The 17008-nt window shown below is 33.1% G+C and carries 17 protein-coding genes; 4 read left to right on the top strand and 13 right to left on the bottom strand.

Features of this window, described 5'->3' with window-relative positions; genetic code table 11:
* Positions 1-4 precede the first annotated feature (4 nt).
* Positions 5-1183 (top strand): AIR synthase related protein, encoded by a 1179-nt coding sequence (locus P0R33_RS04995; RefSeq protein ID WP_276174463.1) that lies wholly within the window; start codon positions 5-7, stop codon positions 1181-1183.
* A 115-nt stretch (positions 1184-1298) separates the two neighbouring features.
* Positions 1299-1655 (top strand): hypothetical protein, encoded by a 357-nt coding sequence (locus P0R33_RS04990; RefSeq protein WP_276174462.1) that lies wholly within the window; start codon positions 1299-1301, stop codon positions 1653-1655.
* 89 nt (positions 1656-1744) lie between these two features.
* Here the strand turns inward: P0R33_RS04990 and P0R33_RS04985 are convergent, their stop codons facing one another.
* Positions 1745-2368, bottom strand: a complete 624-nt coding sequence (locus tag P0R33_RS04985; protein WP_276174461.1) for a hypothetical protein — start codon at positions 2366-2368, stop codon at positions 1745-1747.
* A 111-nt stretch (positions 2369-2479) separates the two neighbouring features.
* Between P0R33_RS04985 and P0R33_RS04980 the strand changes: the two genes are divergently transcribed.
* Together P0R33_RS04980 and P0R33_RS04975 are read left to right on the top strand one after the other, a co-directional pair.
* Positions 2480-4807 carry a GH92 family glycosyl hydrolase gene (locus P0R33_RS04980; protein WP_276174460.1) on the top strand — a complete coding sequence of 776 codons (2328 nt, stop codon included), beginning with the start codon at positions 2480-2482 and terminating at the stop codon, positions 4805-4807.
* Positions 4808-4951: 144 nt separating this feature from the next.
* Positions 4952-5395, top strand: a complete 444-nt coding sequence (locus P0R33_RS04975) for a hypothetical protein (protein ID WP_276174459.1) — start codon at positions 4952-4954, stop codon at positions 5393-5395.
* 153 nt (positions 5396-5548) lie between these two features.
* On the opposite strand, the gene P0R33_RS04970 is transcribed toward P0R33_RS04975, so the two are convergent.
* From P0R33_RS04970 to P0R33_RS04915, 12 genes are all read right to left on the bottom strand, one after another.
* Positions 5549-7405, bottom strand: coding sequence for a peptidase M61 (locus P0R33_RS04970; RefSeq protein WP_276174458.1), 1857 nt, complete (start codon positions 7403-7405; stop codon positions 5549-5551).
* 109 nt (positions 7406-7514) lie between these two features.
* On the bottom strand, positions 7515-7793 hold the full coding sequence (locus P0R33_RS04965) for a DUF2805 domain-containing protein (RefSeq protein WP_184164100.1): 279 nt from the start codon (positions 7791-7793) through the stop codon (positions 7515-7517).
* A 121-nt stretch (positions 7794-7914) separates the two neighbouring features.
* The gene (locus P0R33_RS04960) at positions 7915-8742 is read right to left on the bottom strand and encodes a sterol desaturase family protein (RefSeq protein ID WP_276174457.1); all 828 of its coding nucleotides are present in this window, start codon (positions 8740-8742) and stop codon (positions 7915-7917) included.
* A 124-nt stretch (positions 8743-8866) separates the two neighbouring features.
* On the bottom strand, positions 8867-9589 hold the full coding sequence (gene aqpZ / locus P0R33_RS04955; RefSeq protein ID WP_276174456.1) for an aquaporin Z: 723 nt from the start codon (positions 9587-9589) through the stop codon (positions 8867-8869).
* Positions 9590-9617: 28 nt separating this feature from the next.
* On the bottom strand, positions 9618-9974 hold the full coding sequence (locus P0R33_RS04950; RefSeq protein ID WP_276174455.1) for a DoxX family protein: 357 nt from the start codon (positions 9972-9974) through the stop codon (positions 9618-9620).
* Positions 9975-10051: 77 nt separating this feature from the next.
* Positions 10052-10957 (bottom strand): DMT family transporter, encoded by a 906-nt coding sequence (locus P0R33_RS04945; protein ID WP_276175689.1) that lies wholly within the window; start codon positions 10955-10957, stop codon positions 10052-10054.
* A 213-nt stretch (positions 10958-11170) separates the two neighbouring features.
* On the bottom strand, positions 11171-12310 hold the full coding sequence (locus P0R33_RS04940; RefSeq protein ID WP_276174454.1) for a peptidylprolyl isomerase: 1140 nt from the start codon (positions 12308-12310) through the stop codon (positions 11171-11173).
* 32 nt (positions 12311-12342) lie between these two features.
* A complete protein-coding gene (locus P0R33_RS04935; protein ID WP_276174453.1) occupies positions 12343-13419 on the bottom strand; it encodes a peptidylprolyl isomerase in 1077 nt (358 codons plus the stop codon).
* A 16-nt stretch (positions 13420-13435) separates the two neighbouring features.
* Positions 13436-14077 carry a gliding motility-associated peptidyl-prolyl isomerase GldI gene (gldI, locus tag P0R33_RS04930; RefSeq protein WP_276174452.1) on the bottom strand — a complete coding sequence of 214 codons (642 nt, stop codon included), beginning with the start codon at positions 14075-14077 and terminating at the stop codon, positions 13436-13438.
* Between the two features lie 8 nt (positions 14078-14085).
* Positions 14086-15090 carry a bifunctional oligoribonuclease/PAP phosphatase NrnA gene (locus P0R33_RS04925; RefSeq protein ID WP_276174451.1) on the bottom strand — a complete coding sequence of 335 codons (1005 nt, stop codon included), beginning with the start codon at positions 15088-15090 and terminating at the stop codon, positions 14086-14088.
* 124 nt (positions 15091-15214) lie between these two features.
* Positions 15215-16459 carry a voltage-gated chloride channel family protein gene (locus tag P0R33_RS04920; RefSeq protein ID WP_276174450.1) on the bottom strand — a complete coding sequence of 415 codons (1245 nt, stop codon included), beginning with the start codon at positions 16457-16459 and terminating at the stop codon, positions 15215-15217.
* Positions 16460-16609: 150 nt separating this feature from the next.
* Complete coding sequence (locus P0R33_RS04915) at positions 16610-16993, bottom strand: RidA family protein (RefSeq protein ID WP_184164127.1); 384 nt, start codon at positions 16991-16993, stop codon at positions 16610-16612.
* Positions 16994-17008: the final 15 nt, after the last annotated feature.

Here is a 17008-nt window from a genome sequence, read left to right as displayed (position 1 = left end):
TTTCATGAGTTCAGATTCTAGCAAAAGGTACGCGCAAAGAGGTGTTTCGGCATCAAAAGAAGACGTACACAACGCCATTAAAAACATTGACAAAGGTTTATTTCCACAGGCATTCTGTAAAATTGTTCCAGATTATTTGACACAAGATGCAGATCATTGCCTTATTATGCATGCCGATGGAGCAGGTACAAAGTCGTCTTTGGCTTATATGTACTGGAAAGAAACGGGAGATTTGTCTGTTTGGAAAGGAATTGCTCAAGATGCGTTAATTATGAATATTGACGATTTATTATGTGTTGGTGCAACAGATAATATTTTGCTTTCTTCGACTATTGGAAGAAATAAAAACTTAATTCCAGCTGAAGTTATTTCGGCAATCATTAATGGAACAGAAGAATTAATCAACGAATTAAAATCTTTTGGAGTGACGATTCATTCAACTGGAGGCGAAACTGCCGATGTTGGAGATGTTGTTCGTACTATTATTGTAGATTCTACCGTTACAGCTCGAATGAAACGTTCAGATGTTGTAGATAATGCAAATATTAAAGCTGGCGACGTAATTGTTGGTTTGGCTTCTTTCGGACAAGCAACTTACGAAAAAGGTTATAACGGAGGAATGGGAAGTAATGGACTTACTTCTGCACGTCACGACGTTTTCGGAAAATATTTGGCTAAAAAATATCCAGAAAGTTACGATGCTGCCGTTCCAGAAGAATTAATTTATTCAGGACAAGTTAATTTAACAGATGAAGTAGAAAATAGCCCAATCAATGCAGGACAATTAGTGCTTTCTCCAACAAGAACTTATGCGCCGATTATCAAGAAAATTTTAGATAAATATACTCCAGAAGAAATTCACGGAATGGTGCATTGCAGCGGAGGCGCGCAGACCAAAATTTTACATTTCGTAAAAGATTTACATATTATAAAAGACAATTTATTTCCAGTTCCGCCATTGTTTAAGTTAATCCAAGAGCAATCAAAAACGGATTGGAAAGAAATGTACCAAGTATTTAACTGCGGACACAGAATGGAACTTTATGTTCCTGAAGATATTGCGCAAGACATTATTGAAATCTCAAAATCTTTCAATGTTGATGCTCAAATCGTAGGTAGAGTAGAAGCTTCTGAAGAAAAGAAACTGACTATTAGTAGCGAATACGGAACATTCAATTATTAATTTAGTTGCAAAGATTCAAAGGTCCAGAGTTGCAAAGGTTTTGTAGCTTTTAAAATAATTATTATATTTAGAGATGCGCAATTGTGCATCTCTATGTTTTTAAATACTTTACATTATGTACGAATTACTTTTTTGGAAATATATAGACGAAATCTACTTGAACAATCAAGAAGTTTACGAAGCGCTGCTTGAAAAAGAAGAAGTAGAGGGTTTGGTTGTTCTCCAAATTGAAGTAATCGTAAATAGAATTAATTCTGTTTTTTCTGACTGGGAAAGAGTCGATGAAAACAGCTGGAAAAATCCAAAAGGAAAAGGCGCATTTCAAGTCATTACAACACCTCAAAGCGTAAAAATCGATTGCTACGGAACAGAAGGAAAAACCATGAATAAATTAGTAGATGTCATGGAAGAATTCAAATGCCCACTTTACGATCCGCAAGTTCCGGAACGTTATGATGAAATGAGCGAGTGAAAATAATTGTTAATGGTTGATTGTTAATTATTAATTAGAAATCATTCATCAATCATTAACAATTAATAACTAACAATTAATAATTAAAATTACCCGTTTTTCAAAAGTAAATTCTGTTCTTTTCTAAGTTTTGCAATCAATTGATCAACATAGGTTTTTATTTTCTGCGGAAGCGTATTCCAATTTTGATCCTTTTTAAAACTTCTGCAATCGTCTAAATTACATTCAACAGCGCGAATAGCATATTTTTTGTTTTTGTAAACAGTAATAATCTTCACACGTCTTATTTCTCCATATTCGGTTTTTGATCCGTAAACAACAATTGGATCAATGTAGCCGTCACCGTCTAGATCTTTCGTGCTGCAATATTTTGTCCAAAACCAAATAGTAGTTTCTTTAGGATCGTAATCTTCCAATAAATCAGTAATTCTCCATTTTTCTAAAAAACCGCCATGATCATTCATCACGCAAATTGCTTGAATTTTAGTATTTAAAGTGTCTTTTTTAGAAATTGTTTTTTGATTTTCGGTGAAAACCAAATCATAAATACCGCCTTTATCTTGAAATTCAATTGCTTTGTAAATCGGGAAATTTGAGATTCCGTTAAGTTCTCTCTGAATGATTTGTTCTTTAGTTAGTTTATAACTTTCTACTTTTTGAGAAAATCCAGATAATGAGTAAATTAAAAATAGAAGTAAAATATACTTTTTCATCAGGCGTTTATTTTTTTGAATTTCAAAGATATTCAAATGTATTTAGTTTAAAATTTAAATTTTATCGTAATTTTCTAAACTGAAAATAATTATAAAAAAGACTTTCTTAATATGTTGCAAAAAACTCCTTTTCGTTTTGTAGCGGGAGCATTATTACTTGCTTTTTCTCTTTCTACAAGTGCACAAAAAAAACCTAGCGAATCTAAAAATCTAATCCAATATGTTGATTCAATGATTGGAACAGCAAAAATGGGGCATACTTATCCTGGCGCAACTGTGCCTTTTGGGAGCGTGCAGTTAAGTCCAGAAACCGATACAATCGCTTACGGATTAAATGGAAAATACAATGGCGAAGTCTATAAATATTGTGCAGGTTATCAATATGAAGACAAAACGATTGTAGGTTTCAGTCACACTCATTTCAGCGGTACAGGGCATTCTGATTTAGGCGATTTTTTAATTATGCCGACGACAGGAAAATTGCAATTAAATCCTGGTGTTGCTTCAAAACCTTTGTCAGGTTACAGATCGGCATTTTCACATTCTACAGAAAAAGCAGAACCAGCTTACTACAGCGTTTTTCTAGAAGATCATAAAATTAAGGCAGAATTGACGGCAACAACTCGAGTTGGAATGCATCAATATACGTTTCCAAAATCTGATGAAGCGCATATTATTTTGGATCTTACTTCGGGAATTTACAATTATGATAAAAAGAATGTTTGGACTTTTGTTCGTGTAGAAAACGATACTTTAATTACTGGTTATCGCCAGACAAATGGTTGGGCGAGAACTAGAACGGTTTATTTTGCAATGTCTTTTAGCAAACCAATTAAAAGTTACGGACAAGCAGCACAAGAAAAAAGTGTGTATAGAGGTTTCTGGGGAAGATTTGATCAGACGAAAAATTTCCCAGAAATGGCAGGACAAAATCTAAAATTATTCTTTGATTTTGATACGAATGAAGGTGAAAAAATCAAAATTAAAATGGCTTTATCGCCTGTAAGTTCAGCGGGAGCTTTAGAAAATATGAAAAAAGAAACTCCAGATTGGGATTTCGAAAAAGTAAAAAAACAAAGTCAGGAAGTTTGGAATAAAGAATTGAATAAAGTTCAGGTAGAAACGATTCAAAAAGAAGATTTAGTTAATTTTTATACTGCAATGTATCATGCCTTTTTAGGTCCGACTGAATACATGGATTTGGATCGAAATTATAAAGGCCTAGATATGAATGTTCATAAAGCAGAAAATTTCACCAATTATACGAGTTATTCACTTTGGGACACTTATCGTGCTTTACATCCATTATTCAACATTGTACAGCCAAAAAGAAACGCCGATATGGTAAGTTCAATGTTGGCGCACTCAGACCAAAGTGTGCATAAAATGCTTCCAATTTGGTCGCATTACGCTAATGAAAATTGGTGTATGATTGGGTATCATTCGGTTTCTGTTGTTGCCGATGCAATTGTAAAAGGCAATATTAGTTTTGATGCCGAAAAAGCACTTCAAGCTTGTGTAAATACTGCTAAAGTACCTTATTACGACGGACTGGAATATTACATGAAACAAGGTTATGTGCCAGAAGACAAGAATGGTTCATCGGTTTCTAAAACTTTAGAATATGCTTATGACGATTGGGCAATTGCACAGGCGGCGAAGAAATTAGGTAAAACAGATATTTATAATGAATTTATCGAAAGATCTAAAAATTATAAAAACGTTTACGACGAAAAAACAGGTTTTATGCGTCCAAAATTAAATGACGGAACGTTTAAAAAAGAATTTGATCCGCTTGATACGCATGGACAAGGTTTTATTGAAGGAAATTCATGGAATTACAGTTTATACGTTCCGCAAGATCCTGCTGATATGATTAAAATGATGGGAGGAAATGATAAATTTAAAGTTCGATTGGATTCGTTATTTAATATGCATCTTCCAGATAAATATTTCGAAAATACAGAAGATATTACAAGAGACGGAATTATCGGAAATTATGTTCACGGAAATGAGCCTTCTCATCACGTGGTTTATTTGTATAATTGGACAGATTCTCCTTGGAAATCGCAAGATAAAATCAGAATGATCTTGAAAAAAATGTACCGAAACGGTGCAGATGGTTTAGGAGGAAATGACGATTTCGGACAAATGAGCGCTTGGTATATTTTCAGCAGTTTAGGATTTTACCCAGTTGCGCCAGGTTCTGACGAATATGCTTTAGGAAGTCCACTAATGAAAAATGCTGTTTTGAATTTAGAAAATGGAAAAACTTTTGAAGTTGCAACGGTAAACCAATCCGATAAAAATGTGTTTGTGAGTAAAGTTTTGCTGAACGGAAAACAATTAGAAAAACCGTTTTTAAAACATGCAGATGTTATAAATGGTGGTAAGATTACGTTTTATATGAGCAGCAAACCTAATAAAAAGAGTTATTAATTAAGGTGCTGAGCTATAAACCTAACAGGTTTTTAAAACCTGTTAGGTTTTGTTAGAATATTTAATTCGTGAAAATTTGTACAATTCGTGGCGGAACAACAAAAAACTTCACGAAATTTGCACTTCAAATAAAGAAAACGAAATATGAGAATAAATTTAAAATCAGGAATTGATAAACTGCTTTTTGGAATGAAGCAGAATGATGTAACGGCAGTTTTAGGAAAACCTGATAAAAATTATAAAGACGAAGATGATAATGTGATTTTTGTGTATAATGTGCATAAAATCAGATTGACATTTTATCAAGAAGAAGATTTAAAATTAGGTTATCTTGTAGCTTCAAGTAATAATCTAGAAGTTTTCGGATTCAAATTAATTGGAAGAAAAATTGCTGATGTAAAGAAAGATTTAGCAACAAAAGGAATTACAAAATACAATCAGGAAACTTTTGATACTTTCGAAAATTATTTCAACGAAGACAATTGGTTTATTCTGCAAACAGAATTTGATGAAGTTGTGAAGTTTGAAATTGGAGCGATCATCAATGATAAAGACGAATTTGACTGGAAATTTCCGGTGAAGAAATAGTATAAAGTTTGTCAGGCTGAGCGAAGTCGAAGCCCCGCAAGCCGAATCACATTGTGGGACTTCGACTTCGCTCAGTCTGACAAGCGGAACAAATAATCACAATAAAAAAACCGACAATCACTTGTCGGTTTTTTTATGTTTTGAAAAAAGAAATTATCCTTTTAGCCATGCATTTTTAAGTTTCTCTTTTGAAGCATCAGTAGCTTTAAAAGTTTCAGCTTCATCGTATGGTAATTTTACAGTTCCTTTGATAGTTTCTTCTTTTGCACCACGTTTTATTTTTAGTGTAATTGGATCGTTTTCTTTCCAATTTTCGCTTTCTGTAATCAAATCATAAATATTATCTAAATTGTATGATTTATCATTTACAGTTAAAATTTTATCACCACCTTTTAATTTAAGGTTTTTGAAGAATTCAATAGATTCAGACTCAGCGCGAACAGTAATTTCTTTTGTTGCTTTGTCGATAGTAATATTTGGAACTTGTCCTTTAATGAAAGGATTTCCAGGTTTTTTCTCAGTAGCTTTTGAAACTCCAACTTTAGCTAAATAAAAATCGTAAGGAATTGGAGTTGTTCCTGCTACATATTTGTTTAAGAATTCTCCAACTTCTGGGTAAGTTAATGAAGTGATTTTAGCAAACAATTCATCATCATTAAATGGTTTTTCAACACCATATTCATCAGATAATTTGTGCATTAAATCTAAAATACCTCTTTCTCCGTTGCTTTTCTCTCTAATGATAATATCGATACACATACCAATTAAAGCTCCTTTTTGATACACATTTAAATATTGATCTTTGTAAGGTTGCTCTAAAACGTTTTTACTCATTACAGTAAATGACATTGTATCGTTTAATCCTTTAGCTTGTTCAATTTTATCTGCAATTCTAGTGTAGAATTCTGCTTCATCAATTAAACCTTGGTTGATTTGGAAAAGATTAGCAAAATATTCTGTAACACCTTCGTACATCCATAAATGCTCAGACATTTTTGGCGCATTATAATCAAAGAATTGAATTTCTTTTGAATGAATTGTCAATGGCGTAACAATGTGGAAAAACTCGTGAGAAACTACATCTTTCATCGTTTCAACTAATTTTTCTTTTGGCATAGATTCTGGCAAAACTACCGTAGTCGCTGTAGGATGTTCTAAAGCTCCAAAACCATGTGCATCATCTTTTGCCATGCTTGATAAATAGACTAAAACAGTATATTTTTTAGTAGAATTTACTTTTCCTAAAAAGTTTTTCTGCGCCGTCATCATAGTTTTCATTTCTGGCGTAATGCTTTCTGCAGTATATTTTCCAGTAGGAGAGTAAACCGCAATTAAAATATCCATTCCATTTACATTAAATGTAGTGTAATCAGGTTTAGAATACATAATTGGATTTTCTACTAAAATAGCATAACGAGAAGTTGAAAACACATCTGAAGTATTACTTGCATCTTCATCTGTCATAGAAGTTGCGCCCCAAAGCGTGTCAGGATGTGTAATAGTAACTTTGTACGGAACATCTAATTTATCTTGAAAATATCCAACAAAACCATGAGTATTTAGCATGAAGTTTTTGCCTGCATCAATGTTAGTTCCTGCTGGAGAAAAAACGTCATCATTACCAAATCCTGTTCCTTTTTCAGTATCGAAAGTATCGTTTACCAAATAAGTGATTTTCTTTAAAGTTTTTGCATTTGAGATAGACCAAGAATTGTCGTCTAATCTTTTTACAGTTAATGCATTTCCTTTAGCATCAAAAGCTTTGAAGTCTTCTGAATATTTTCCGTAATTATCTGTAGAATAAGTTCCTGGAACTGTTTTCGGAATACTATAAACAATTTCGTCTGTTTTAATTGCTGGAGGTGTTACTGTTACCAGCACTTTATCATCTTTAACGTCGGTTAGATTGATATTAACTTCTACCGTATTGCTTTTTGCGGCACCAGTGCTACCTGTTTTACAGCTCCAAAATGTAACCGCTAGAGCTAAGGTGTAAAGTATTTTTTTCATTTGTATATATTTAGTTAATAGTATTTGTCACAAAAAGTGTCGAAAAGTTACTAAAAAATAACAATAAATTTAAAATAAAAAAAACTCCTGAAAAACAGGAGCTCAAAGTTTAGTCTAGTTTATTTTTTATATAATATTTTCCATCCAAATCTTCATCAAAATCATCTATTTTTACTGGTTTTGGTTTTGGTTTGTTTGCGATTGCCTTCTTTTTCCACATCTCAAATTTTTCAAGAGGCATCTTCTTTTTCATGATTTCCAGAACTTCTTTTTCTGCTAATCCAAATTCTTTTTTTATAATTTCAAATGGATTTTTTTCTTCTAAAGCTAACGAAACAAGTCTTTCGGTTTGCTCCCAAGTCAATTCTTTGCGGCTACTCTTTTTCATCACGTGAAAATTAATTCAAAATAGGGTGTTAATTATTAATAGATTGATTCTCAATTTATGTATCAATATTAAAAAAAAAAATAATAAGTTGTTTCGGTAGAGTATATTTTTTTTAATGTTTTTAGCTGTTTTTAAAGGATCTTGATTTTTCAAATGGAATTTTTAACAGATTCTTCAGTTTATTATTTTCTTCTGGCTTCATGTGCGTGTCAACTCCATAGATTAATTGATCTTTAGGAAGGTAGGTAAAAGTTCCAAAAAGTCTGTCCCAAACCGAAAATATATTTCCATAATTGCTATCTGTATAAGGCAGAACATAATGATGATGTACTTTGTGCATATTTGGAGAAACGATAAAATAACTCATAAAAATATCTAGTTTCTCTGGCAATGAAATATTAGCATGATTAAATTGTGAAGCGACGACAGAAAGAGATTGATATAGAAAAACCATCCACATTGGAGAACCAACAATTAAAACGCCTAAAGTGGTAAATATAAAACGAATTACACTTTCTCCAGGATGATGCCTATTTGCAGTTGTGGTATCAATCCAAGTATCGGTATGATGGACTAAATGAAATTGCCACAGATATTTGAATTTATGTTGAACGAAATGCGCTAAATAAGCGCCAATTAAATCCAAAAGCAATAAACCGATTAAGGTATAAAGCCAAATAGGCATTTCTGGCAGCCATTGTAAAATTCCAAAATGATTTTCTGTTGTCCAGCTTGCCGTTTTTATTAAAATGAAAGCCAAAATAAAATTGACAATAATTGTTGTAAATGTGAAAAAGAAATTTATTCCAGCATGCGGCCATTTTTTATATTGCATTCTGAATAAAGGAAAAGAGTTTTCAATTAACCAAAAAATAGTAATTCCGCCAATAAGAATAAGACTTCTGTGCGAAGATGGAATTGTACTGAAGTAAGAAATAATTTCGTTCATAATATAAATATTTGAGTTGAAATAACGTTTTCTTGCCGATTTTATCCAAAGGAAAAGAGAAAACCAAATATAAATATATCTGATTTTCTCTTTCGAAATAAATTATTATGCTAATTTATAATTATTATAATACTATTTTTTCAGGTTCACCTTCTTGCTGTAATAGATTTTTATAGATAAATCCTGCCGCGATTGCGCCCAAAATTGGTGCTGCCCAGAAAAGCCAAACCTGAGATAATGGTTCGCCTCCAGTAAAAACCGCCTGAGAAAGCGATCTTGCAGGATTTACAGAAGTATTTGTAATTGGAATACTAACTAAATGAATTACGGTAAGTGTTAAACCAATTGCAATACCGCAAAAATTGCTGTTAGCAAATTTGTCTGTTGAGCCAAGAATAATTAAAATAAAGAGTAGTGTAAGAACAAATTCAGCTATAAAACAGGCTTGTAAAGAATAGCCATCAGGAGAGAAGGCTCCAAAACCATTTGATGCAAATGCTCCAGCTTTAGTGTTGTCTATTGCAAAACCAGCTTTTCCAGATGCAATAGTATATAATGTACCAGCTGCAGCTATAGCACCAATACATTGTGCTATTATATATGGAATTAGATCTTTAATCGGAAATTTTCCTCCTGCCCATAATCCAAAAGAAACGGCTGGATTAAAATGTCCTCCAGAAATGTGTCCAACGGCATAAGCCATCGCTACTACTGTTAAACCAAAAGCAAGTGCAACACCAGCAAATCCAATTCCTAATTCAGGAAAACCCGCAGCAAATAGGGCACTTCCGCAACCGCCAAAAACAAGCCAGTAAGTTCCGAAGAACTCAGCAAATAATTTTTTCATAATAAAAGAATTTAATTAATGGTTAATGTTAGAATATATATTGGTAAGCCCAATAAATTAAAACAATTTGTAAGAGCAAACGTACAAATAAAATCCATCTTGGTAAACCAAAACCTGCTTTTTTATTTTGAAACATGTATAAATTTGCGGGAAAAACAGCAATAAGTAAAGCTATAATTCCCCAGGCGGCGAAAATTTTTGTCGCAGGTATAGTCAGCAGAATGCCTAATATTATTTCGGCAGCACCACTTAAAATATTTATTAATTTAGTATTCTGAAAGAAAGGCGGAATGATTTTAATATACATTCTTGGCTTTCTAAAATGATTAATTCCAGCACCTATATATAGAAAAGCCATTAAATATAAATGCCAGGGTAGAATCATGATATCTTATTGTTTATCACGAATTTATAAAAAAATTAACAATTATTGCATTACAGGAGCTCTTTTTTTAAGAATGCTTACTTTGGATTATTTTTTGCCTTGAAATTTACATTCATAATAATAATGGCAAGAATAATTAGAACAATTCCAACCCATTGCGAAAAAACTACTGTTTCATTTAATAAAACGTAAGCCATCATTACAGATACGGGCAATTCAAGCGCCGATACAATACTTCCAAGTCCGATACCAGTTAAAGGAAATCCTGCATTCATCAACATTGGAGGAATTATGGTTCCGAACAGAGCCAAAACAATTCCCCATTTTAAGAAAATTTCAAGATTGAAAGGAGAAACCTGCGTAAAAAACGCAAAAGAAAATACAATAACAGATCCGCCTAAGAGCATATAAAGACTTCTTTGCGCTGACGAAATCTCGGTTGCCACTCGATTTGCAGTAAACATCGTGGTAGTAAATGAAGCTGCTGCCATTATTCCCCATGCTAAACCTCTCCAGTCTAACGTAATATCATTGTTTATAATGTTTGTTGCTAATACCGTTCCGAAAAGCACAATAAATACAGCAATGACTTTTTGTTTTGAAGGCAATTTTTTTTCTAAAATCATTTCAAGTAAAACTCCCATCCAAACGGTTTGCATCAATAAAACGATTCCGATAGAAACTGGAATGTATTTTACAGCCAGATAAAAGAATAAACTGGTCATTCCTAAAGAAGTTCCAGCAAGCATTAAACTAAATATGTTTTTTGGAGTTGCTTTAACCGCTTGATTTTTATTTTTAATTCTCTGAAAAAGATTGATTAAAAGAATTCCTGTAATTCCATAAATAAATTGAGAGCTTGTAACTTCTGCCGTAGTGTATCCTTCAGAATAAGCTATTTTGACAAAAGTAGCTAGCATTCCGTATGTTGTTGCACCTAAAGCAACAAAAAAAACACCTTTTAAAACATTGTTTTGAGACATCATAATTTACGTATTTTTAAAAATTCAAGCCGGCAAAGGTAAGTTATTTTGTTTAGGATTTTATCGTACTATGTTGAGAAAATTGATTTAATACTAATAAAATTGAATTTTAAAGTCTTGAATTGTGAATTATTCAAAATATTGAAAAAGAAAAAGCCATCAAAAATAATCTGATGGCTTTTTATAAATTAAAAGAATAATATTCTCTGTTATCTAATTAGGTTGATTTTGATAGGTTTCGATTTCAAAAATCAAAGTAGCATTTGGCGGAATAACTCCTCCGGCACCTTTTTCGCCGTAAGCTAAATTAGAAGGAAGAAAGAAGATTGCTTTTTCTCCATCTGTCATCATGTCAAGAGCTTCAATAAAGCCAGGAATCATACCGTCTTTTTTACCAACTGCAAACGGAAAAGCTTTGTAACCGCCTTGAGCATCTCTGTTAGCATCATACTTTCCATAAGTTTTAGCTACGCTAGATATACTGCTGTCAAATAAGTTACCATCTTCAAAATATCCTGCATAATGGAAATAAATATTTGATCCTTCAGCGCCTTTAACTCCAGTTCCTTTTTTTGTAATTACATATTTTAAACCAGATGCAGTTGTAGTTGCTTTTGCTTTTGTTGCTGCGAAATATGCTTGTTTAGTTGCTACGACTTTTTTAGCTTCTTCTTTTTGCAATTCGCCTTTTTTCATTTCATCGCTGAAAATTTTTACTGCATCAAATTTTTTAGCGGCAGCTCCTTTACGAGTAATGGTAATTTTTGTCATGATATCATCCTGAACAATTTTATTTACATTGTCCATACCAGAAACTACATGTCCAAAAATAGTATGTTTCCCATTTAACCAGGGAGTATCTTTGTGCGTAATGAAAAATTGACTTCCGTTTGTTGCAGGACCAGAATTTGCCATTGCTAAAACACCGCCTTTTTCAAATTTTAATTCCGAAACAAATTCGTCTTTAAAAGAATATCCTGGACCTCCAGAACCATTTCCGTCTGGATCACCTCCTTGAATCATAAAATCGTTTATAACTCTATGAAATTTTAATCCATCATAAAATGGTTTTCCTTTTAATTTTTCAGCCTTAACAAAAGGATTTTTGCCTTCTGCCAAAGTGATGAAATTTGCCACAGTTACAGGAGCTTTTACATATTCTAGCGAAACTACAATATCTCCTTTGGTAGTAGAAATTGTTGCAAAAATTCCATCTCCTGGATTTGGCGCTGCTGCAGGTTTTGCTGCTGTTGCCGTTTTAGGTTTTGCTGCAGGTTTAGCCGCAGGTTTTTTTGTTTGTGCTTGAATATTTACTACTGCCAAGCAAAATAAAAATAAAAATTTAAACTTCATTACTTTTATATTTTAAGTCTGTGAGTTACTTTTTATGGTTTCTCTGTAATTTGGATTTCAAAAATGATATTTGCATTTGGCGGAATTACTCCTCCAGCGCCAGTTTCTCCATAAGCCAAATGAGATGGAATGAAGATAACTGCTTTGTCTCCTAATGAAAGTTGCTCAATTCCTTCAATAAAACCTGGAATTAAACCTTCTTTGCTTCCAACTTTAAAAGGAATTGGTTGATATCCATTTTGTGCTGCTCTTGCAGGATCAAATTTTCCGAATTGTTGCGCAACATTTTCTATACTGGTATCAAATAAAGTTCCATCTTCAAGAAAACCAGCGTAGTGAACATATATTTGACTTCCTGCTGCAGGTTTTTTACCAGAACCTTTTTCAGTAATTGCAAATGCTAAACCGCTTGTTGTTTTAGTTGCTTTTGCTTTTAAATCAACAAAAGAAGCTACTTTTTCTTTTTGAACCGCTGCGGCTTTAATTTGTTCTTTTGAAATATCAGCAAAATAGTCATGGAAAACTTTTACAGCATCAAATTTCTTTGCTGCTTCACCATTTCTGATAATTGTTACCGTTACGATATTATCGCCTTGAACTACTTTATTTACTACTTCTTGTGTTTTTGCATCAACAACATGACCGAAAATAGTATGTTTGTTGTCTAGCCAAGGAGTTTCAACGTGAGTAATAAAGAATTGACTGCTGTTTGTTCCAGGCCCGTTGTTAGCCATTGCTAAAACTCCAGCTTTATCAAATTTTAAATCCGAAAATTCATCTTTAAATTTATAACCAGTATCTCCAGAACCAGTTCCAAGAGGATCTCCAGTTTGAATCATGAAATTTTCAATAACTCTATGAAATTTTAAACCATCAAAAAAAGGCTTCTTTTTAAGGTTTTCATGCATTACAAATTCATTTTTACCTTCGGCTAAAGTTACAAAGTTAGCAACTGTAATAGGCGCTTTTTTGTAGTCAAGTTCAACAATGATATGACCTTTGTTGGTTTCTATATCGGCATATAAACCATCAGGCAAATTGCTGTGGTCATCTTTACAAGAATAAAAAGAGCTAACGGCTATTAATAATAATAAAATAATCTTTTTCATTTTAAGATATTGTTTTTTATGGAGTTAATGTGTCTTTTTTAACTGGTGCAGCTGGTTTTACAGCAGCTGGTTTGGGAGTTGTTGCTTTTGGCGTTGGAGTTTGTGCTGCAGGATCTGGAACAAAATTTCTCAATGTAACAGTAACCATCAAAGGTTCGTTTGTTCCAATTTTTTTGTTGTCTCCGTGATATCCATAAGCCATATGCGAAGGAAATAGGAAAGTCACAGTTTCATTTTTGTGCAATCTTTTAATTCCATCACGAAGTCCCATCATAATGTCTTGTTTATCTACATAATAAGTTTGCGGACCAAGATCAGATTCAGAATAAATGATTTTGCCTTCAAGGTCTTTTACTTCCATATTGAAGTAGGCAATATCTCCTTTTCTTGGTGCTGCAGTTTCTGCGGTATTTCGTTCTTCGTAATTAAACCAATATCCTTTTGGAGTAGCATAATACTTTACTTTCGGATTGCTTTTGATTATTTTTTTAATAACATCTTCTTCGCTAGCCACCAATTTTTTATTTCGATCTGCTGATGTTTTCATGAATGTTCCTGAAGCGCTAGAAATAGGTCTTCTCGCTTCTTCATGATGCTTACAGCTGATTAATAAAGCAGCAAAAAGCAAACTGTAAATACTCAATTTTAGGTTGTTCATAGATTGGGCTATAAGGTTAGTTTTTTTACTAAATCTTCAAATTTTTGAACCGTTTCTTCCATCGAAACTTCAGATCTTCCACCGGCTGCGTTGCTATGCCCGCCTCCGTTAAAATGATCTCTGGCAAATTGATTCACATCAAAACCGCCTTGAGAACGGAAAGAAATTTTGATAATTCCTTCGTCTTTATTTTCGATAAAAATAGCAGTAAAAACAATATCTTTTATACTTAAACCATAATTAACAATTCCTTCTGTATCACCTTTAACATAATGAAAAGAATCTAGCTCTTCTTGTGTTAACGTCATATATGAGGTTTTATGTTCCTCAAATATCTTCATATTTTGCAAAGCACGGCCTAAAAGCTGTAATCTGCTGTATGAACTATTGTCAAATAACAAGACAGGAATTTGAGTGTTTTCTACGCCTAAGTCAATTAATTCGGCAATAATTCTATGAGTATTTCCAGTTGTTCCAGGAAAACGAAACGAACCTGAATCGGTTAAAATTCCAGTATAAATGCACGTTGCGATAGTTTTATCGATATCTTCTTTTTTATTTAAAAAGGAAATAAAATTATAAACCATTTCGCAAGTTGAACCGTATGAAGTATCAGAATAAGTATAAGTTGCATAATCATCAGGTTTTTGATGATGATCGATCATGATGAAAGTTGCATTTAACTTATTCAGAGTATGTTCCATTTCGCCAGTGCGATGAAAAGCATTAAAATCAAGTGTGAAAATAATATCAGCTTCTTCTAAAATCTGAGTGCAAATTTGAGTTTCTTTTTCGAAAATTTTTACTGTTTCTGATCCAGGAAGCCACGCTAAAAAATTAGGAAAATCGTTAGGAGCAATAACTGTTGCCTCGTGATTATTTTTGATTAAAAAATGGTACAAACCTAATGTTGATCCCATTGCATCGCCATCTGGTCCTCTGTGCGGAATAATGGCAATTTTTTTTGGGTTTGCGAGTAATAATTGAATCGCTTGAATATCTTGTATTTTCATAGTGTGCGAATTTACATTTTTTTAATGTAATGCTGAAAATAATTTTAGTATTCAAGTGGCAGTATTCAGTGTTCAGGTTTTAGTGTTCAGTCTCAGTTCTCAGTTTAGTTTGGAATTTAGGATTTTAAAAATTGGGATTTAATCTCTGGTATAATTTATATTTGGCGCCTTTTACAATTTGCGATTTATAAATCCCAACAGAACCAGAAGAGAAGTAAGCAACTGTACAAGCGATTGCTATAAAAATTCCAGAAGCAATTCCGAATAATTCCATTCCCATAATAGTGCAGGCGATAGGAGTATGGGTTGCGCCAGAAAAAACAGCAACAAAACCAATTCCCGCTAAAAGCGCAATCGGCATCGGAATTACAGTCGATAAAGCACTTCCTAAAGTAGCACCAACAAAAAATAATGGAGTTACTTCGCCACCTTTAAAACCAGCTCCTAAAGTAAATCCTGTAAATAGTATTTTTAGCAGAAAATCGTACCATTGGTTTGGAGTTGAAAAAGCGTCAACTATTACAGGAACTCCCAATCCTGAGAATTTTGTAAAACCAAAACCAGCAATTGCAATGGCCAAAACCACACCGCCAATAACTGGACGAAGTGGAGGATATTTAATGTTTTTTGAAAAAAGTGAACCCCAAAAATGTGTTGATCTTGAAAATAATAAGGCAGCAAATCCAGAAAGAACACCAACAGTTAGAGTAAAAATAATGTTGTTTAAGCTAAGTTCAGGAATAACAGGAATGCTGTAATGAGTATGTTTTATTTCCCAGAATTCTACCGTAAAATACGCTGCGTAAGCCACTAGAAAAGAAAGTAAAATACTTTTAAAATTAAGTTTACTGAAATATAAAACTTCTAAAGCAAAAATGGCGCCTGCTAACGGTGTTCCGAAAACGGAGGCAAAACCAGCGCTGATTCCGAGAATGATTAAGATTTTACGCTCTGAATTATCGAGTTTGAAAATTTTGGTGAATTGATCTGCAATTGCGCCGCCCATTTGCACTGCCGTTCCTTCGCGACCAGCGGAACCTCCAAATAAGTGTGTTAGCAAGGTTCCAAAAAGAACTAAAGGAGCCATTTTAAGCGGAATTACTTTTTTAGGATTTTCATATTCTTCCAAAAGCAAATTATTTCCTTTTGCAACAGATTCTCCCCAGTAATAATAACTTAATCCAACGAGAAGTCCGCCGAAAGGCAAAAGCCAGATAATCCAATTGTGTTGAATCCTAAATTGAGTAACCCATTCTAAAGAAACTAAAAAGAATGCTGAAGCAGATCCAGAAAGTATGCCAATTAAAATACAGATAAGAATCCATTTTGGAAGAGAAAGCAGAAATTGTTTTAGATTTTGGAAAGTCATTAATGAATTCTAAAAATAGTTTGCCACGAATTTCGCCAATTTTCACGAATTAAAAGAAAAAATAATCATTTTAAATCTGTTATCCCGATAGCTATCGGGAGTGGCAAAAAAAAATAGTGCGAATTAGTGTAATTCGTGGCTAAAAAAAGGTTACTGAACAACAGCAGTAAATTCAATTTCAACCAAATATTCTGGAGCAACTAATTGATTGATTCCGTAAAAACCTGTTGTTGGTTTTACATCTTTGAAAAAAGCAGCATGAGCTCTTGCTACTTCTTCGAAAGTTGAAACATCAGTTGTGAAAATTCGAGTTCTAATTACATCTTTAATGCCAACATTCAAATCTTCTAAAACTTTTTCAACTCGTTCGATTATATTATAAGTCTGCGCATAAGCGTCGTCTGCTTTTACTTTGTCACCGTCAACGATGGCTACAGTTCCAGAAACTTCAATGATATTTCCAATTCTTACGGCGCGGCAATATCCCATTTTGTCTTCCCACGGAGATCCAGTTAAGATGTTTTCTCTTTTCATTTTTTATAATTTGTG

Source organism: Flavobacterium sp. YJ01 (genome assembly GCF_029320955.1).
GTDB lineage: Bacteria > Bacteroidota > Bacteroidia > Flavobacteriales > Flavobacteriaceae > Flavobacterium.
Note: the sequence above shows the minus strand (reverse complement) of the source record. Positions and strands in the feature narration are given on the sequence as shown.